The 18,827-nt window shown below is 47.1% G+C and carries 19 protein-coding genes and 1 tRNA gene; 10 read left to right on the forward strand and 10 right to left on the reverse strand.

All coding sequences use genetic code 11. The features are described from left to right. The first annotated feature begins 169 nt into the window (after window positions 1–169). The 7 genes from McpCs1_RS08610 (at window position 170) to McpCs1_RS08640 (ending at window position 4,382) form a co-directional block, all read left to right on the forward strand. On the forward strand, window positions 170–439 hold the full coding sequence (locus McpCs1_RS08610; RefSeq protein WP_338096846.1) for a MarR family transcriptional regulator: 270 nt from the start codon (window positions 170–172) through the stop codon (window positions 437–439). After that, window positions 439–993: a tRNA (cytidine(56)-2'-O)-methyltransferase gene (locus McpCs1_RS08615; protein WP_338096847.1), complete on the forward strand. Its 555-nt coding sequence runs from the start codon at window positions 439–441 to the stop codon at window positions 991–993. The genes McpCs1_RS08610 and McpCs1_RS08615 overlap by 1 nt, the downstream gene beginning before the upstream one ends. Beyond that, the gene (locus tag McpCs1_RS08620) at window positions 990–2,066 is read left to right on the forward strand and encodes an ATP-grasp domain-containing protein (RefSeq protein ID WP_338096848.1); all 1,077 of its coding nucleotides are present in this window, start codon (window positions 990–992) and stop codon (window positions 2,064–2,066) included. Before McpCs1_RS08615 ends, McpCs1_RS08620 begins: the two co-directional genes overlap by 4 nt. Next, complete coding sequence (locus tag McpCs1_RS08625; RefSeq protein ID WP_338096849.1) at window positions 2,063–2,584, forward strand: transcription factor; 522 nt, start codon at window positions 2,063–2,065, stop codon at window positions 2,582–2,584. The genes McpCs1_RS08620 and McpCs1_RS08625 overlap by 4 nt, the downstream gene beginning before the upstream one ends. Further along, the gene (locus tag McpCs1_RS08630) at window positions 2,577–3,059 is read left to right on the forward strand and encodes an HDIG domain-containing metalloprotein (RefSeq protein WP_338096850.1); all 483 of its coding nucleotides are present in this window, start codon (window positions 2,577–2,579) and stop codon (window positions 3,057–3,059) included. Before McpCs1_RS08625 ends, McpCs1_RS08630 begins: the two co-directional genes overlap by 8 nt. Window positions 3,060–3,146: 87 nt before the next feature. Beyond that, window positions 3,147–3,221: transfer RNA gene (locus tag McpCs1_RS08635), tRNA-Arg, on the forward strand. Window positions 3,222–3,242: 21 nt separating this feature from the next. Next, window positions 3,243–4,382: a tRNA (guanine(10)-N(2))-dimethyltransferase gene (locus McpCs1_RS08640; protein ID WP_338096851.1), complete on the forward strand. Its 1,140-nt coding sequence runs from the start codon at window positions 3,243–3,245 to the stop codon at window positions 4,380–4,382. A gap of 136 nt (window positions 4,383–4,518) precedes the next feature. On the opposite strand, the gene rpiA is transcribed toward McpCs1_RS08640, so the two are convergent. Beyond that, the gene (gene rpiA, locus McpCs1_RS08645; RefSeq protein ID WP_338096852.1) at window positions 4,519–5,190 is read right to left on the reverse strand and encodes a ribose-5-phosphate isomerase RpiA; all 672 of its coding nucleotides are present in this window, start codon (window positions 5,188–5,190) and stop codon (window positions 4,519–4,521) included. A 103-nt stretch (window positions 5,191–5,293) separates the two neighbouring features. On the opposite strand from rpiA, the gene McpCs1_RS08650 reads away from it, so the two are divergent. From McpCs1_RS08650 to McpCs1_RS08660, 3 genes are all read left to right on the forward strand, one after another. Further along, window positions 5,294–6,748, forward strand: coding sequence for a DHA2 family efflux MFS transporter permease subunit (locus McpCs1_RS08650; protein WP_338096853.1), 1,455 nt, complete (start codon window positions 5,294–5,296; stop codon window positions 6,746–6,748). Window positions 6,749–7,014: 266 nt separating this feature from the next. Further along, window positions 7,015–8,511: a DHA2 family efflux MFS transporter permease subunit gene (locus McpCs1_RS08655; protein ID WP_338096854.1), complete on the forward strand. Its 1,497-nt coding sequence runs from the start codon at window positions 7,015–7,017 to the stop codon at window positions 8,509–8,511. Window positions 8,512–8,669: 158 nt separating this feature from the next. Further along, complete coding sequence (locus McpCs1_RS08660) at window positions 8,670–10,103, forward strand: replication factor C large subunit (RefSeq protein ID WP_338096855.1); 1,434 nt, start codon at window positions 8,670–8,672, stop codon at window positions 10,101–10,103. 98 nt (window positions 10,104–10,201) lie between these two features. On the opposite strand, the gene nifU is transcribed toward McpCs1_RS08660, so the two are convergent. The 9 genes from nifU to McpCs1_RS08705 form a co-directional block, all read right to left on the reverse strand. After that, complete coding sequence (gene nifU / locus McpCs1_RS08665) at window positions 10,202–10,636, reverse strand: Fe-S cluster assembly scaffold protein NifU (protein ID WP_338096856.1); 435 nt, start codon at window positions 10,634–10,636, stop codon at window positions 10,202–10,204. Beyond that, window positions 10,637–11,788, reverse strand: a complete 1,152-nt coding sequence (gene nifS, locus McpCs1_RS08670; RefSeq protein ID WP_338096867.1) for a cysteine desulfurase NifS — start codon at window positions 11,786–11,788, stop codon at window positions 10,637–10,639. It abuts the gene before it with no gap. 278 nt (window positions 11,789–12,066) lie between these two features. Beyond that, on the reverse strand, window positions 12,067–12,279 hold the full coding sequence (locus McpCs1_RS08675; protein WP_338096857.1) for a hypothetical protein: 213 nt from the start codon (window positions 12,277–12,279) through the stop codon (window positions 12,067–12,069). A gap of 91 nt (window positions 12,280–12,370) precedes the next feature. Next, window positions 12,371–12,520: a hypothetical protein gene (locus McpCs1_RS08680; RefSeq protein ID WP_338096858.1), complete on the reverse strand. Its 150-nt coding sequence runs from the start codon at window positions 12,518–12,520 to the stop codon at window positions 12,371–12,373. 161 nt (window positions 12,521–12,681) lie between these two features. Next, window positions 12,682–13,197 carry a hypothetical protein gene (locus McpCs1_RS08685; RefSeq protein WP_338096859.1) on the reverse strand — a complete coding sequence of 172 codons (516 nt, stop codon included), beginning with the start codon at window positions 13,195–13,197 and terminating at the stop codon, window positions 12,682–12,684. 357 nt (window positions 13,198–13,554) lie between these two features. Then, window positions 13,555–15,117, reverse strand: coding sequence for an Eco57I restriction-modification methylase domain-containing protein (locus tag McpCs1_RS08690; RefSeq protein WP_338096860.1), 1,563 nt, complete (start codon window positions 15,115–15,117; stop codon window positions 13,555–13,557). Continuing rightward, complete coding sequence (locus McpCs1_RS08695; RefSeq protein ID WP_338096861.1) at window positions 15,114–15,692, reverse strand: HNH endonuclease; 579 nt, start codon at window positions 15,690–15,692, stop codon at window positions 15,114–15,116. Before McpCs1_RS08695 ends, McpCs1_RS08690 begins: the two co-directional genes overlap by 4 nt. Next, window positions 15,689–16,312 (reverse strand): hypothetical protein, encoded by a 624-nt coding sequence (locus McpCs1_RS08700; RefSeq protein WP_338096862.1) that lies wholly within the window; start codon window positions 16,310–16,312, stop codon window positions 15,689–15,691. The genes McpCs1_RS08695 and McpCs1_RS08700 overlap by 4 nt, the downstream gene beginning before the upstream one ends. A gap of 7 nt (window positions 16,313–16,319) precedes the next feature. Further along, window positions 16,320–18,611: an ATP-binding protein gene (locus tag McpCs1_RS08705; protein ID WP_338096863.1), complete on the reverse strand. Its 2,292-nt coding sequence runs from the start codon at window positions 18,609–18,611 to the stop codon at window positions 16,320–16,322. Window positions 18,612–18,827: the final 216 nt, after the last annotated feature.

The raw sequence follows: 18,827 nt of genomic DNA on the forward strand, positions 1-18,827 counted from the left end.
CGGTGCCACAGTCGTTCTCCGTGCATTTCAGTGAAGCTCCGTAAAATTTCCGTGCATTCCGTGGTTACTCCAAGCAAAACTACACCGAGTAACTTCTATCAGAAATAAAAAAACACAACGCCATCAATCATGCAGATTTAATCTCTTCCTACATCCAAACTGTTACCAGATGAAGGATGAGGAGATTGACTGGGCACTCTATCACCTGCTGCCGGAAAGCAGGCCGGTGACGATCTCTGCTCTCGTTGAACAGTGCGGACTGTCGCGCGATGTGGTGGAGGCTTCCCTTGAACGGATGGAAAACAACTGCCTCATTGCGGTGATGGGCGAGTCTGTCAATCTCTTAAGTCTCACGGACATGCTGATGATGAATCAGATGATGCATGATTCCAGCATGCCGGTCTATATCGAAAACGGAGTTATCAAGGCGAAGAAATAATGCTCAAACCAGAATCCTATATCTTACGAATCGGCCACCGGCCCGAACGCGACCAGCGGGTAACCACTCATGTGGGACTGTGTTCCCGCGCTCTTGGGGCAAGCGGCATGTACCTTGCCGCAGACGACAAAAAAGTTGCCGACAGCATTGCTGATGTCGCGCACCGGTTTGGTGGAACCTATTTCTGCGAAAACAATGTCAAATGGAAAAGCTGCATCAACAACTTCAAGAAAAACGGCGGAAAAGTTGTTCACCTTACCATGTACGGCCTGCGGCTTCAGGATGTGATCGCTGACATCCGCAAAGAGGAAAAAGTTTTGATCGTGGTCGGCGCAGAAAAAGTTCCGGGCGACATGTATGAGCTTGCGGACTACAATGTTGCGGTTGCCAACCAGCCGCACTCAGAGATCTCGGCACTTGCGCTTTGTCTGGATCATCTGTACGAGGGAAAGGAGCTTGACCTTGCATTCCCTGACGCTGAGCTTGAGGTTCTGCCGACAAAAATCGGCAAGACGACCATCAAACATGACGAACATTCTGGTGAAGACGCGTGAGTCCTTCGGTTCTGGTTGCCGGATACACTACCCGCCACGTCGCTGCTTCCGCAGCTCGCGCTGGATATGATGTGTATGCGGTCGATCACTTCTGTGATCAGGATCTTTTGTGGTGCACGAAAGATGCTTTTGCGTTTGATGAGCTGAACGAACTGCCGTTTGCAATTGAAGAGATGCTCGATCGCTACGAGATCGATATGGTGGTGACAACTTCAGGCGCAGAACTTCTGTCTGTTCCTAAACGCTTTGGCACAGAGCCAAGAGTCGCCGAGCGGTTCATGGACAAGGGAAAGACGCAGGAGTTTTTTGAGTCGATCGGTGTTCCGGTCCCAAGGAAACTCGAGCGGGGCGAGTATCCGGCAATGATGAAGACGTTGTCGGGTGCAGGAGGATGGCGCAACGCCATTGTTCGAAACGATTCAGAACGTGCGGCATGGGAAGAGTTTGTAGAGCATGAACCATTCCTAATGCAGGAGGTTATCGAAGGTCAGCCTGCCAGTGTGTCCTGTCTTGGCACCGGAACTGCGGCGAAAGCGGTTGCAGCAAACGAACAAATTCTCCGCGGCGGCGAGTCCTGCGCCTATGCGTTTTCCGGTTCCGTTACTCCGTGCACGCATCCGCTTGCCGAACGAATGAAAGAGATCGCTGAAATTATTGTTGCGGCAAGCGGCTGCGTGGGTTCGGTTGGCGTTGATTTTGTACTGACTGACTCCGAGGCATATGCGATTGAGATCAATCCAAGGTTTCAGGGAACGGTCGAGACGGTGGAAGCCGCGACCGGCCTTAATTTGTTTGCAATGCATGTTGATGCCTGTTACGGAGTTCTGCCGTCTGCGGTTCCCGCAGCACGGCAGTTTTGTGTGCGGCGAATCATCGCAGCCCCTGAAGATCTTGTGATCCGCACCGATATGCGCGGGCTTGCAAAGACCATCACTGATATCCCTTGTCCGGGTCAGTCATTTGAGAAAGGGGAGGTGATGTTTTCGGTGATTGGCTGCGGTCCTACTCGGGTGGAAGCCTTTGCCACTCTGGATAAACATATTACCGACGCCGTCCAACATTTAAAGACATGACGGCGATCACCGAGGAAGAACTTCAGAATCCGGCAATATATCAGTATCTTCACAAACTTGTGGGTGATGAGGGTATTGAACTTCTCCGCCGCTGCCCGAACGAGGAGTTAAGCGATGAGGATATCGCGGCCAAGACGGAGATTAATCTGAACTCTGTCCGCCATACGCTGTATAATCTCTACGAGCATCGGCTTGCCGAGTACCGCCGCATTAAGAACAGTGAAACCGGATGGCTGACGTATCTGTGGGTGATGCGGATGGATAATCTGAACACGGTTCTGAAGTCCGAGATGGAGACGGCGATGGGAAAGCTTTCCTCCCGCCTGCGGTATGATGAGGCAAATGATTTCTATCAGTGCAAAAACTGCGGAATCATGACGACCTTCAATAATGCTGTAACTACGAACTTTGCCTGTCCGAACTGTGGAGAGATGCTGGTTCACTTTGATGACGAGTTGTTGATTACCGCACTGAGACGCCGCGTCGAAAAGATGCAAGAGGCTCTCGAAGATGCGTGAAAATTACGAACAACTTCTTTTTTCTGCCGGCTGCGATGCCGGTGTTGTCAGACACTGTGAAATAGTGGCAGATACGGCGATGCGTTTCTCGGGAGATTCGGTGGATGATTCTCTGGTATGCGCAGGGTCTATGCTGCATGATATCGGCAGATCAAAGACGCATGATATTTCCCATGCGCAAAAAGGAGCTGAGATATGCCGAAGTCTTGGAGAGCCTGATGCACTGACAGAGATTGTTCTTCGCCATACAGGTGCCGGTCTCACTGCTGATGAGTGTACGATTCTCGGGCTTGAGCCAATTGACTGCATGCCGAAGACGCTTGAGGAAAAAATTGTGGCGCATGCGGATAATCTGGTGAAGGGGTCAAAAGTGATTACGATTGAGGAGCGGATGATGCGGATTGCGGATCTGTCTACGAGGTCGAAGCGGCGGATATGGCGGCTCGCGATGGAGGTTGAGCTGCTTTCTGAGTAGATTTCTGATGGAGAAATAATTTCTGGGCGATATCTTATCCTGCGAAAGGAATATACCCGACCCTGCTGAAGAAATATACACTTCTTTGGACATGTAGCCAAGCCAGGATATGGCATCAGCCTCCTAAGCTGAAGATCTAGGGTTCGAATCCCTACATGTCCGTGTTTTTTGGAGTTTGCAAGTATGGAATACCGAATGGTTACGGAAGGCTCAACAACGTTTGCTGCGCCGGTTCAGGACGAAAACACCCAGTTCCCTCCGGGAACGGCTCCGGTGTTTTACAATACGAAGATGGAGTTCAACCGCGATATGACGGTGCTTCTTCTTTCGCATCTGAAGCCTGCCGAGTACCTTGATTCAATGGCCGCGACCGGCGTCCGCGGTCTTCGCGTTGCTCACGAGACCGGGACTCCGGTCATCATCAATGATCGCGACTCAGCAGCGGTTGCGATGATTGAAGAGAATGCAAAACTTGTTGGCGGAGATATTTCGGTGACCTGCGATGATGCGAACCGAATGATGTGCGGGAAATATTTTGATGCGATCGATCTCGATCCATTCGGAACTCCGGCTCCCTTTTTTGACGCGGCTTCACGCGCTGCCCGGCATTATCTGTTTGTGACAGCGACCGACACGGCACCTCTTTGCGGAGCGCATCTGAAGGCAGGGATTCGGCGATACTTTGCGACACCGAAGAATACCGAGTATCATGCGGAGGTCGGGCTTCGGATGATGATGGGAGCGATGGCTAAGGAGCTGGTCAAGTACGATCGCGGTATGGAGCCGATCTTAAGTTTTGCAAGGAACCATTACTTCCGTTCCCATGTCCGCATCCTCAATCGGGTTACCGGAGCTGATGCGACGATGGGCCAGATTGGGTTTGTGATGCAGTGTCCGAAGTGTCTCTACCGTGCCGAGCAGAAGGGTTCGCTGCTGCCAAAATTCCATGTCTGTCCGTACTGCGGTGCAGAGACCGAGCCGATAGGTCCGCTGTGGATGGGGTCTTTGCAGGATAAAGAGATTGTTGCATCCATGATTGAGACGCTGCCAACGATGCAGTTTGGCACGGCAAAGCAGATGGACAAAGTTCTCCGTCTGCTTCTTGCAGAGCCTGACGTTTGCACTTTCTATGATTATCATGTGATCTCGCGAAACATCCGCGTCTCACCGCCGCCCATGGATGAGATGATTGCCGGACTGAACGAACTCGGCTACTATACGGTGAGGACGCATTTTTCGGTTACCGGAATCAAGACCTCAGCCCCTCTACCAGTGATCGAAGAGTGGATTGCGGCATGGAATGAGAAGCTCGGGCTTCCGTAACTTTTTTTGATCTCATGGATTGAGTATTCGCCTTTTCATAATTTTTTGTGATACCGCAATAAGATTTAGTCGGTTTTTTGGTTCATGTAGTTTTCGCAGGCAAAAATACGAGAAAAAAAGTAATGAACAGCTGAAATTACTTTCTGCCGCCCACAATCACAACCGTCTTCTCCGTCATCCGAGCAAAAATACCATTGCCCAAAACGCCCGGAATCGCATTGATTGCAGTCTCAAGACCTGCCGGATCGGCAACCGCGCCGAATGCACAGTCGATCACATAGTTTCCGTTGTCTGAGATAACCGGTCCGTCCTTTTTCACCCCGTTTCGCATAACCGGCTCGCCGCCCAGCTCCTGAAGCCTCCGGACCACACTGCCGTAAGCAAACGGCAGAACCTCAATCGGCACTGCCGCATCAAGACCCGCGACCTCTTTTCCGGCATCAATCACTACAACAAACTGGTTCGCTGCATCTGCCACAACCTTTTCCCGCAGATGTGCCGCGCCGCGCCCCTTAATCATCCGCTTCTTCGGATCAACCTGATCCGCACCATCAATCGCCAGATCAAGCTTTGGGTGTAGAGTCAGCGTCGTTAACGGAATCCCGTACTCCTCAGCACGCATCGCGGTCTGGTTCGACGTCGGCACACCAAAAATATGCAGATTTTCTGATCTAATCCGCTCACCAAGCCGCTCCATTGCAAAAAACACCGTGGAACCGGTACCAAGACCGACAACCATACCATCCTTTACCATATCTGCCGCACGAATGCCGGCATCCCTCTTTGCCTCAACTACAGGATCACTCATACCAATCTCGTATGTCAGCCGTGCATATTAAGCACGTGGTGGGTCCTGATGGCATGGCTACGTCCAACAGTATTTATCTGAACCCCTCGTAACACTCTACATAATGCAGAATGAACATCCATCCGGTTTCGCCTTAACACTAATACTCATATCAGCGTCGCTTGCGACCTTCATGTCAGCACTCGACGGTACCATCGTCAACATCGCTCTCCCGACTATCTCCGCATCATTTGACCTTACCTCTTCCTCAGTTGCATGGGTCTCCACCATCTACCTGCTGGTCATGGCAGGCTTCCTCCTCATCATCGGAAAAATATCCGACGTCATAGGATTCAAAAAAATATTCCTCGCAGGATTCATCCTCTTCACCATAGGATCGTTCACCTGCGGATTTTTGCCGGACTTCACCGGTCAGTTCTCCACCCTACTCGGCTCTCGTGCCCTTCAGGCTGTTGGCGGCGCAATGATGACCGTCATTGCACCTGCCATGCTTTCCTATTACCTGCCCGGTGACCGGAAAGCAAAAGGCATGTCGCTCGTCGTTTTGTTCGCCGGCGTCGGCATGGCTCTCGGCCCAACCCTTGGCGGCTACCTCACCGAATATCTCTCCTGGCACTGGATTTTCTTCATCAACGTGCCGATCGGAATTTTTGCCGTGATTCTTGGCTACTTCGCAATTCCAGGCTCTGCAGGCAACAAATCCTCTCTCAAAGGCTTTGACACCCTTGGCGCAGTCCTCGTCTTCGTCGGACTTGCCTCGCTTCTCTTCGCCTTCTCCGAAGGTTTCAGCCTCGGATGGACCTCTCCTACGATCCTCATCTCCATAGCCCTCGCCATCATCGGCATCGGCGGATTCCTCTGGCGCGAACTGCATTACGCCAATCCCCTTCTTGACCTCAGCCTGTTCAAGAGCAGATCCTTTGTTACGCTCAACGTCATCATCGTTCTCCTGTTCTTCACCTTCGCAGGCGCAAACTACCTCCTTCCCTTCTATCTTCAGCATGTCCACGGCTACAGCACCTCGTTCTCCGGTCTCATCATCACCGCAATGTCGGTTGGCATGATGCTTTCTGGAATCGTTGCCGGACTCATCTATGCAAAACTTGTCGGAAAGATCCGCTACCTTGTCATGGCAGGTGTCGCCCTGCTTGGCATCGGATTCCTTCTCCTCACCAACCTCTCCGCAACAACCGAGCTCAGCTTGATTGTTGTAGCCCTTGCCCTGATCGGTCTTGGTCTCGGATTCACCACAACGCCCCTTACCACTCTCATTATGAGCGCAGCTCCCCAGTCCAAACAGGGCATGGTCTCCAGCCTCACCGGTCTTGAGCGGTTTGCACCAATGACGATCGGTGTCGCCGTCTATAACATCATCTTTGTCTTCGGCATCATAACAGCAGTCGTGAACTCAGGCATCACCGAAAAGCCGCCTGCATCAATCGCCGCTGACATCCTCAGCCATGGATTTGATCTCGCCTTCATCGTCTCGGTCGGACTTGCAATCCTCCTCTTCGTTCTCTGTATCTTCATCCGTGAAGAGCATGCAGTGGAAGAGTAACTCTCCTTTTTTTACAATAGGAGTTCTGCGGTGGCAAATATTTCGAAACGCGAATAAAAAATTTCTATGCATCTCCAAATGGATAGATATGTCCAAAAAATAATTATGGCTATTCCTTAAAAATCGCCATTGGCGATTTTTTTTATTCGCGCTATTCGCGTTATTCGCGTTTCAGAAATCACATCACGTAACTCTTAAATGGTTTACTTTTTTTGAAAAAGTACGTCCCCTATACTGTTATATCCGGCTACCGCGTATATTGTGCAATGTCAAAATCCACGGCTAATACCGCGGCAACATGCGGCATAGGGCTTTTGATCTTCGTGGTCGCCCTTGCAGCATTCATGTCCGCCCTTGACGGAACCATCGTCAACATCGCAATTCCCACTATTTCAGAGATCTTCAATCTCTCCGCATCCTCGGTCAGCTGGGTTGCAACCATCTATCTGCTGGTGATGGCAGGCTGTATTCTCATCTGCGGAAAAGTTGCGGATGTAGTTGGGTTCAAGAAGATTTTTCTTGCAGGTTTTGCAATATTCACCATAGGTTCCTTTGCCTGCGGATTTTTTCCCGGACTTCTGGACTCCTACCCTTCGCTTCTGATAGGCCGTGTTTTACAGGCGGTTGGCGGCGCCATGCTGATGGCGATTGCTCCGGCAATGATAACCACGTTTGTTCCTCTGAGTCAGAAGGGAAAAGCGATGGGAATTTTGATGACCATTGCTGCTCTCGGCACTGCTCTTGGTCCGGTTCTCGGAGGATTTTTGACCCAGTACCTTTCCTGGGAATGGATCTTTTACATCAACGTGCCTGTGGGCATCGTTGCTATTGCTCTTGGATTCAAAGCGATTCCTGTGCAGGATAAGAGCACGGCAACGCTCAAGACGTTTGATAAATATGGTGCCGTACTCATCTTCCTCGGCCTTGCAACACTGCTCTACGCTTTCTCTGAAGGTCTGTCCCTTGGCTGGACCAGTCCGGTGATTCTCGGCTGCTTTGCAGTTGCCGCAGTTACGCTTGCTGGGTTTGTTATCCGCCAGCTCAGGTATGCTGAGCCGCTGCTTGATCTGAGGCTGTTTAAAAACCCGAACTTTTTCTTAACCAATCTGGCATTTGTCCTTGTGATTGCAAGTTTTGCCGGAATCAACTATCTGATGCCGTTTTTCCTGCAGTATGTCCGCGACTTCAGCGTCTCTGATGCAGGACTTGTGCTGACTTCGCTTTCGATTGGTATGATGGTCACCGGCATTCTCTCAGGGATACTTTTCAACAAATTCGGCGGAAAAATCCTCTGTATTGTTGGTGCCCTGCTGCTGCTTGCCGGCTACTTCCAGCTCTGGCATATGGACTCGCTGACCAGCACCGAATATATTATCGGCGCACTCTTTGTTGTGGGTCTTGGTCTCGGCATGATGATGTCGCCGCTAACCAATATGATCCTCTCTTCTGTTGCTAAAGGCAAACAGGGTATGGTTTCCAGCCTCACGGGTCTTGAACAGTTTGCCCCGATGACGATCGGTATTGCTGTCTACAACCTTATTCTGGTCTGGGGCATCACAACGATTGCGGCTGCGGAAAATATTACGGAGGCAGCGCCGGTCAGTATCCAGATGGATCTGCTTGCCCATGGGTTTGATGTGGCGTTCCTTGCGTCCTTTATACTCGCGGTCTTTGTGCTGATACTTTCTCTTGTCATCCGTCAGAAGACGCACCCTGATCATCAGGGCAGCACGGAACTTGAGCATGCGGGCGGGATTATCTAATCTTTTTTTTTTGAATAATTTTCTTTATTTGGAATTTTACAAATAATTTTTTTGGATACTCTATGAACCAAAAAAATCGACTAAATTTTTTTGCGGCATCACAGCCCCCCTCATTCATTTACGTTTATCACTCTCCGCGTCCAAGAGATACATACTCTATGGACTGGGCAGAACGATACCGACCCGAGCATCTCGCAGACATTCTCGGAAACAACGCCGCAGTCAAACAGATATCAGACTGGGCGCGAAACTGGACGCCGAGCTCCCGCCCTCTTCTGATCACCGGAAAACCCGGCATCGGAAAAACATCCGCAGCCTTAGCCCTCGCCCGCGACATGGACTGGGAAGTTCTTGAGCTGAACGCAAGCGATGCCAGAACCAAATCAGTGATCGAGCGGGTTGCCGGAAACTCTGCCGCGACCACCAGCCTTTTTGGCGCAAGCAGAAAACTGATCATCATCGACGAAGCTGACAATCTCGAAGGAAATGCTGACCGTGGGGGTGCACGCGCGATCGCTGATATTTTGAAGGAAGCCCGCCAGCCGATCATATTGATCGCAAACGACGCATACGGAGTTTCGGATTCGATTCGCAAGCTCTGTGATGCTGTGCCCTTCCGCTCCATAACTTCGTCCACGATGGAGAAGCGAATGAGAGAGATCTGCACAATGGAAAAGATCTCTTGCGGGACAGACGCACTTTCCGCAATCTCCGAGAGTGCGTCAGGCGATATGCGGTCTGCGGTCAACATGCTGTTCGGTGCGTCAACCGGCAAAACCGCCATCACCGCAGAGGACGTAAACACCTCGCAGAAGGATGAACGCGCGAGCATCTTTGATCTGGTCGCGGGAGTGTATGCAGGCGCTCCTGACGCAAAACTTCAGAAACTCTCCCGTGAGTGCGAGGAAAAACCAGACACCGTTATGCAGTGGGTTGAGGAGTCAGCATCAACAGTCGCTGACGCTAACAGACGTACAAGAGCGTATGCTGCGCTTTCCCGCGCAGACATCTACCTCGGACGGACGATGGTTCGTCAGTACTACACACTCTGGCGGTATGCGACCGCGATGACCACCTCAGGAGTTGCCAAAGAGTTTGACGGCGCAGGGTTCCGACCCAGAATTATGCCGCCGTCACGCTGGCGGAGAATGGGCACGGCAAAAAAGCAGAAGACCGTGCGGCGAACCCTTGCCGCAAAACTCGGTGAAGGCTACAGCATTCCTGATGCACAGATTCAGCGCGTCTACTTGGACCTTCTCTCGCGGTTTGCCGCCGCGTCCCCGCTGGAGTTCTGCGAACGCCATGACCTTGATGATGATCAGCTGACGATTCTGCTCCATGATAAAACCGAAGCAACTGCTGTGTTTAAAGAAGCGCAGAAGCTTGCAAAGGAGCGGGAGATGAAGATGAAAAAGATCTCTGCTGCAAAACGGGCCGCAGCACGAAAAGAGGAGGAGGAGCGCGAAGCAGAACTGGAAAAGTTCAGAGCGGAAAATCCGCCGGTTCAGCAGGTTGTCGCCGAAGTTGTGGCTGAATCGGTAGTTGAAGAGAAGAAGAAGGCTCCGTCTCAGGCAACGCTGGACTTTTTCTGACAAATTACGTCCTGCCTCCCACGGAAAAACGAGACGCATGCCTTTGGCCTGCTTACCGTTTTTCCGTGGGCAGAGCGGAATAAAAAAAAGTAAAAAAATTATTCGCCGCAGGTATCACAATCATGACCGCAGGTAGAACACGCCGCAGGCTCTCCCCAGGGTTCTCTGCCGGTTTTTACCAGATAATCATTGATTGCTTTATGGATGGTCTCCTCAGCAAGAACCGAGCAGTGCATCTTGATTGGCGGCAGTCCGTCAAGTGCTTCGGCGACCGCTTTGTTCGACAGCTGCCAGGCCTCTTCGAGGGTCTTTCCCTTGATCATCTCGGTTGCCATGCTGCTTGAAGCGATAGCCGCCCCGCAGCCAAACGTCTGAAACTTTGCATCAAGGATGACATCGTTCTCGACTTTGAGGTACATCTTCATGATGTCGCCGCAGGAAGGGTTTCCTTCCTCGCCGACGCCGTCAGGATTGTCGATGGTTCCCACATTGCGCGGGTTCATGAAATGGTCCATTACTTTTTCACTGTACATTTACTTCAGCTCCTTAGGGGTAAGGGGGGACATTGATCTGAGTTTGTGAATGATCTCCGGCAGTTTTTCCAGCACATACTTCACGTCTTCATCCGTGTTTCGCTCGCCGACCGTAAGACGGACTGAGCCGTGCGAGATCTCGTGCGGAACGCCCATGGCGGTAAGAACGTGGGAGGGTTCGAGCGATGCGGAGTTGCAGGCACTTCCGGTTGAAGCGCAGATGCCGAACATGTTGAGGAGGAGGAGAATTCCTTCGCCTTCGATGTACTCAAAAGTGATGTTGACGTTGTTGGGCAGCCGCTGTGTCGGATGGCCGTTCAGGTGGCTTGCCGGAATTTTCAGCAGCTCGGCTGTGAGCCGGTCCCGCATTCTGGCAAGACGCGGTGCTTCGACCGGCATTTTCTGAACCGCACGCTCAATTGCAACGCCGAGTCCGACGATTCCGGGCACGTTTTCGGTTCCTGCACGGTGTTTGCTTTCCTGTGCTCCGCCATGGATGAGGTTCTGGATGCGGACTCCCTTCTTTATGTAGAGGGCGCCGACTCCTTTTGGTCCGTAAAATTTGTGGCCTGAGAGGGAGAGCATGTCGATGTGTTCTGCTTTGACGTCGATTGGGACATGGCCGACTGCCTGTACTGCGTCGGTGTGGAAGTAGATGTTGTGGGCTTTGGCGATCGAACCGATTTCTTTGATCGGCTGAATGGTTCCTACTTCGTTGTTGGCGTACATGACCGAGATGAGGATGGTGTCTGGTCTGATGGCTTTTTCAACGTCAGTGACCGAAACCACGCCGAATTTGTCGACCGGCAGGTAGGTTACTTCAAAGCCCTGCGACTGTAACCATTCGCCTGCGTGCAGGATTGCGTGGTGTTCGATTGCTGTTGTGATGATGTGTTTTCCTTTTCTGCTGTTGGCGAATGCTACTCCTTTGAGTGCCCAGTTGTCGGATTCTGAGCCTCCTGCGGTGAAGTAGATTTCGTTTGGCTCGGCGTTGATGGCGGCTGCTACTTTTGCACGGGCAGCGTCAACTGCTGTTTTGTTTTCCTGTCCGATGTTGTAGACTGATGATGGGTTGCCGAACTTTTCGGAGAAGTAGGGGAGCATTTCTGCTACGACTTCTGGTGCTGCATAGGTGGTTGCGGCATGGTCCATGTAGATGATTTTTTGATCCGTTTCGGTCACCTCAGGTGTAAGTATTCACGCTGTGAATTGGTTTGGTAGTAATATAATGTTGTTCATTGTATTTGAAGAGATAAGGATGTGCGGGTATTGACAAGGGGGTGGTTTTTTTGAAACGCGAATAGCGCGAACCGCATGCCTCCGGCCTTTTTGGTTTCCTTGTGGCCTGAATCACTCGTCCCTTCGTAACTCGGTTATCACGATTGAGCGGGAAAATGAGTTTTACGAAAAAAATAGTTTCAGGAGTTTTTTTACTCCTTATCTTCATCAGCAGTTGTCCGATGAGTGCGATCGAGCCATCGATCGTTCCAAGCATAAATAGGGCCTGCGAGGATGAGGACAGCTCCGGTAATGCCTTGAGCTGCAATACCGATGACAAGAATGGTGGGTGATGGCCGCCCCGCTTCGATTCTAATGTGGGCTGCTTCCGCCCGGGAACCGGACGGTGCAACCCACAGAATCAAACCGGCTCGGCATCTCTCGTCCCTTCGGGACTCGGTCTCACGGTTGAATGGGAAAAATGAATTTTGTAAAAAAAATAGTTTCGGAAGTTGTTTACTCCCGATCTTCATCGGCAGTTGTCCGATGAGTGCGATCAAGCCATCGATCGTTCCAGGCATAAATAGGGCCTGCGAGGATGAGTACAGCTCCGGTAATGCCTTGAGCTGCAATACCGATGACAAGAATGGTGGTGATGATGTCCATAATGTTTCTCCTTTTTTGAGTAATTTGTTTTCAAATCCCTCAATCAACCGTGAGACCGAGTCCCGAAGGGACGAGAGATGCCGAGCCGGTTTAATTCTGGGGGACTGCCCCGCCCGGTTCCCGGGCGGATGCAGTCCCCCATTAGAATTGAAACGGGGCGGTTAGTTGATGGTTGGGGTGGTATCCGCCCACTCTTCAACCTTCGCAAGAATCGCATCGCTCTCGTAAGAGCTGATCTTGAGATCCTTTCTGGTGAAGCTGAGGAAGTAGATCTCGCCGGTCGGGTCATGGATCTTGAGCCGGACGTTCCAGGAATCTTTGGTGTTGTCGCGGTCGGCAACTGCGTCTGCGGCAAACTTTGCGGTGAGGGCGTCGTCTGCAAGTACGTGGGCAACGACTGCGTCATATGCAGAGCGGGTGGGAGCGTCAATGACGACTGTGCCGATCACTTCGCCGAGCGGGCTGAGGTAGGCAATAGTCGCCTTGTAATACTCGTTCGCGACAGTAACACCGTCAACGGATGCGCCCGCAGTCTGGTATGCGGTTGCACCAAGAGGGTTGTCGGCTGCGGTGAGTGCGGCGATGTTGGCGTCAAAGGTGGCGGCGGAGGTGATCGGTACGGTGAAGGTGCGTTTTGCGGCCTTCACAACAGAGGTGGGGGTGAAGTCGAGTGGCATGATGGGGAGTCCTTTTTTTGTTTTGGGTTTTGTTTTGGTTTTGTGGTTTTGGTTGGTAGGGGTTGGTTTGTTGGTGGTTGGTTCGGGTGTTTTTGTACCCGGGTTTGGGGGTGATCTGCTGTGCCGGCAGGATGAAGATTTGCGGCGATGTTTTGGGTCGCAAATCTCTACTGCTATTTATGTGTTTGGAAATATATAAATATGTGTTCTGTCTGGATTTCTGGCAGAGGAGTGGGGAAAAATATGATACACAGATGAGGATAGAGATTACCCTACACATGTTTTGTACATCACGATGGACAGTAACCAGTAATTGAATTGTAAATATGGTTATATTTATCAATCATTGTGAAATGGCTATGTTCTTCTTTGATATATTCTCCGTACTAAGTATGTATCTCGAATCGAACGAAGGCATTCTAATTCTTTAGATGTCAAATTTTTAAGAACGATACTATCAACGTAATTAGTTATTTCATGGTAGTTAGTTCCTTTCCGGAACATGCTCTCTAACTGTTCTACATCATTTTTGGAAATTTTCTGATATGGTAATGGAAGCGATTTAAACTCTGTAGGTGTCAATTCTCCAACACCTCCTCCGTAAAATCGTCCATTTATTTCACAACAAAGTAATGTTAGAGAATTGTAGAAGCAAAAAGCGACCGAGTTGGGATCATATTTTTCTTTATCAATTCGTACATTATATGCCAAATCGGTTGTATAGAGATCGATTGAATTAACCAAGAGTTTTGGGATCATATCATATCTCTTAAAGAAAAGTAAGTCGCCTCTCTGTGTTACCGGTACCCAAAACCATTTGACACGATGTCTACATTTGTATCCTGATTTTATATTCTGAGTCACATCACTAAGAAGATACTCATTGAGTTCTGAAGAAAACTGATCTTCACTTTTATTTGCCAAGTTTAGGAACCAAACGTCCTCACTATCTTCATCCAATCTCTTAAAATCCATCTCATTTATAATTAATAAATTACGTAAGTAGGAACTTTTTTTAATGATTGGTAAAATGTGTTCCTTGCAATTTAGATCATGAATTTTTTCTTTATTGAGGATGAAAAATTTATTTGCAGCGGTTACAATGCCTGGAGCTGTATCTCCTAGAGAAGCTATTGTAGGGTACAATGCTGAAAGCCTGTTTACCATATCCATCTCATCATCAACAAGAATGGCATTTGACCATTTTGATAACGGCTTATTTCGTTTTATTTGACCTTCTTTTACTGGAACAAAGTGCTCGCATGAATCGACTGTTTTGTACTTTATTTCAGGATCATGTTTTGAGATATTTGAGAGATAAACTAAACACACATCCTGTTCTAATTCGGGAAAAGGGGTCTTTTCAAACGTGATGATCTCAATTGTATTGAACCTTTTTTCCAGTTCACCGCGAAGTTGACATGGATATTGTACTTGAAGGAACTCAAATGGCAGAACAAAAAAAATTGTCCCTTCTTCTTTGAGTAATCTTAGTGAGCAAAGAATAAAAGAAACCCATAAGTTCTGAAAAACAGTTTGAGACAGTTCATACTCGTCAGTTAATGTGCGAGATATCTCTCGATCGTGAGCTGAGAGATATTTTTTTCTCACATATGGCGGATTACCAATAATCAGATCATACTTTTTCTCACAGGCATATGCGTATTCAAGATAATTCTCATTTATTATTGATACATTTTGATAGCATTTTACGGAAATTTCGTTAAGAGCATCATGATCTATGTCAACAACATCAATAGCACAGGCCTGTTTTGTCAGTCCCTCCAAAAAGATACCGTTTCCAACTGAAGGTTCTAATACAGTTTGTATTTCATGCCTTGCAAACACGTACTGAATCATGTAATTTGCAAGCGAAAGAGGGGTGTAAAAAGTCCCCGTGATTTTTGAATTCACATTCACTCCTTGTCAAGAAAGATTTTTTTGCATTCACCCAATTCAGAATTGATCAGGGCATATTTTTTATATTCTTCCTGGGATAGCGTACTTATTCTCTTGTTGAATTGATTGATTAGTTTCTGAAGTTGTTCTGCTTTCCAGACCCAGTGTATTGGGCGTGTTGAAAAATTGAATGTATTACAAATATAGCTTCCCACATCTGTTTTAGGACATATCTCGCCCGTCTCTTCATCTCTCATGAGATGAGTATCAAACTCATCTGACGCTGGATCGGAAAAACCGACATCTCCATTATGGGGAATGGATGGGTCGCCCGTTGGCCATTTATCTGATTTTTTCCAATTACATACACAGCAACAATATACTAAATTATTATAATCTGTTTCTCGTTCGGGGGCTTGAGATTTTGGAACAAAATGATCAATGTGGAAGTCACGACTAGATATTTCTCTCGATTTGCCACAATATCCGCACATATTGTGAAAATCTTCTCTTAAATCATCTTCATAGTACTTATAATTTCTCCTGTGAGGGATATTTGTTCGGCGACAAATTACTTGATCACCATGAACTCTCATGATGTTTCATCTCCCATATTTTCCAGAAGTTGCTTCAGATCTTTGAGAAGAGAATCCAGTTTCTCTTCCATTTTTTGATCAAGCAAAGCGAGAGGGACTTCATCTATTTCTCCATAGTTGGCCAAGTGTGTTTGAAGTAGTTTTAACCGCTCTGATTCATTATATGTTATGGTTTTATTATTTAATTTTTGCATTTTTTTCTTATATTCGTCGGAAATTATCCTGAGTTTTGTTTCAAATACGGCACAAGCATGCTTGATATCTTGGAAAAACTCCTCATCGTGCGTGCCATCCAATTTTTTTCTGTCTACTATGAGATTATTAACTACAAGTTTTTCTTCTTTAGAACCCTCCACATAATTTGTCAAAATTATACTAGGTAGATGTGGAAGACGCATGTTCATATCAGATACCAATTCTGTCCCTGTAAAATTATATTTTTTGTTGAGCTGATAGTCTACAATAAAACATTGAATTCTGTTATCCATCGCCCAATTATAAACATCTTCCAATGTAGAACAGTCCCGAACGAAATGGAGTTCAATCCCTCTTCTTCCAAATTGCCTGGTGTACTCCTCAAGAAGAGACTCCTCGTCATCAATGAATCCAACACGACACACCACTATCTCACTCTCCTTTCTCCTCTTTTACTGATCCTTTCAAGTATATTCTGGCGTGGAAACCACTTTCAGATGTTTTATTTTTAGACAAATCAAGTCTTCCTTTGTAATCATCTACAATAGATTTGATAATCCACATACCCATGCCTGTACCCCTCTTTTCACCTTTATTTGTCTCTTTATCTGTTTCAAACGCTGCCAGAATTTTATCCGGTTCATCTTTGTATTTACGGCTTAATCCCCTTCCGTTATCTGTGTAGGAGATTGATATACCATCATGATCTTGGGTGATATCTATCTCTATTGAAATTTCTGGGTTCTCTGTTCTGAATCTCTCAAATGATGCAATGCTATTTGTGATCAGATTTGTTAGAATACTTTCAATTTCATATGGATAACATTTAAATAATATGTCTCTGGAGGCGTATTTATACTCGATTTCTCTCTCTCTAGTAACTTCATTCCAATTAGCAATGTATGCGGTAACGAGATCTGAAATATTGCAGTGTCTCCTCTCTCTTTTGTCCTGACTAATGGATCCCAACGTTACTGTGAACCATGAGTTCAATAAAGTACTATTTGTTCTTGCAATGTTTATCTGCTCAAGAGCACGTGGAACATCATTATCATATTCTAAAGCTTCTTTAGCCTCTTTAAGATGGATTCTTATGTCATGAGTGGATGCTCTTGTTTCATGAACATACGTGTTGGCAGCAATACCTACTGTTGCTAAAACACGAAGGAAACGTTTTTCATCCTCTAATTCGCGTATTTCTCGATCCTGTTTGTCGATTACTTTTTGAGCATCGATTGGTGATATGTAGAGGTCACGTCGAATTGATTCAGGCACTGAACCCTTTTTTCGTAGTAACTGTGCTTCTTTGTCTGCATGTGTTCGAATTTTATTTTCGATTGCACTATTTTGATTTATTTTATCATCATATTCTCTAAATACTTTGAATACACGTTGCCTTTCTCTTTCAAATTCATGAATTATTTCATTTAATACTGCTTTAAATGCAATATAATCTACTGTCTCGACAATACCTTCTCTATTTGATTGATCAGGCAATGTCACATTGATGAGTCGTGAGATGTGAGCAGAACCAAATATTTGATCCGCAGCCACCCTCCAAGATCCAGATTTGTGGGTGACAGCTGCGGGAGACTGTGATTTTAATGTTGAGAGCTGAAGCCAGTCATAGTTGGGTGTTCCGGGATCGCCATAAGGACGAACACGGAAATCGTCACGATATAATCTGATTCCACTGAAATTTTTATCTGGACGTTTATGGTTCAACCCTTCTTTATAGAAGTATTGTTCTTTTTTGGGGACAGAACCTTTTATGAAATAAAAAGTACCATGAAATGAACCCATGGAGTAAGAATCTGACCGCATGGCAGATGGAAACAGCTGATCTAATGTCTTCTCATAGACGATCGGTTTTCCATGAAAATATTCATACTCCTTTTCAGGTTCATTAAATCCAATTTCGAAAAATACTTCATCAAGTCGTGTCAAATCGAATTCGTTTCTGTAAATTTTGATGGTGACATCCCATCCATTTTTCACTTCAAACTCGATTTTGTAATCATACGCATCGTTAGACAGAGTTTGAATTTTTGCATCTTCTATTTGGGTATCTTCAGTAAACAGATATATTGAGAAAATGTTGTCAAATCCTGGTGGAATTAGAGTACTGAGATTCTCACGTAGCCCCTCAACGATAGCTGGGGACCATTCATCTCTGAGATTTGTCAGTTTGAATATAGTTCCATGATTGAAATGGTTTTGAACGATAAATTCGAGAAGATGGATGTTTTTAATTGATGAAAGAAATTCGGAAAAATCGCAATGAACTTCTTCTAACTCGGCTGATATATCTGTAATATTTTTTCCGTACTCAAAGTCCTCCCAGTTTACTTGCCACAGAATGTCACTGGAATTTTCTGTTTTTGTCAGCATTGTACATGTATTTGCAATACGATCTAATGCGAAACGTCCGATTCCTTTAGAACCTGTTTGTACTCTCCCCTTTTTCGATTTGGCATTTTGCAATTTTTGAGAGTAACCAATAGTCATCCACTGATTTCGAACAATGTCCTCGGTCATTCCATGGCCATTATCAGCGAGATAAATTGTTTGAGTGGATTTTTCATAATATATGATGCATATCGAGGCATCAGCATCATAAGTATTTTTTACTAGTTCTATTACTGCGCCATCCAATTTCGAAACATTTTCCCTACCAATAATCCGGGCAGTATTGGCATCAACATTAAACGCTATTTTTGACATATAGAACCTCAGACCAGCATTATTCTATTCTTTCCTTTTCAAGGATATATTTGTTTAGTGGTGATTTTTTGTAAGTGGGTTTTTCAGTTTAGATCTGTTTTATTCTGCGTGATTTCTGTTTTATCTCTAATTATTGTACGTTCAATCATTTCAAACACCGTCTTCGTTTGCCCATTCACTCCCCCCACCCCCTGTCTCTTCTACACCTCTGACGCT

The organism is Methanorbis rubei (assembly GCF_032714495.1).
Classification (GTDB): domain Archaea; phylum Halobacteriota; class Methanomicrobia; order Methanomicrobiales; family Methanocorpusculaceae; genus Methanocorpusculum; species Methanocorpusculum rubei.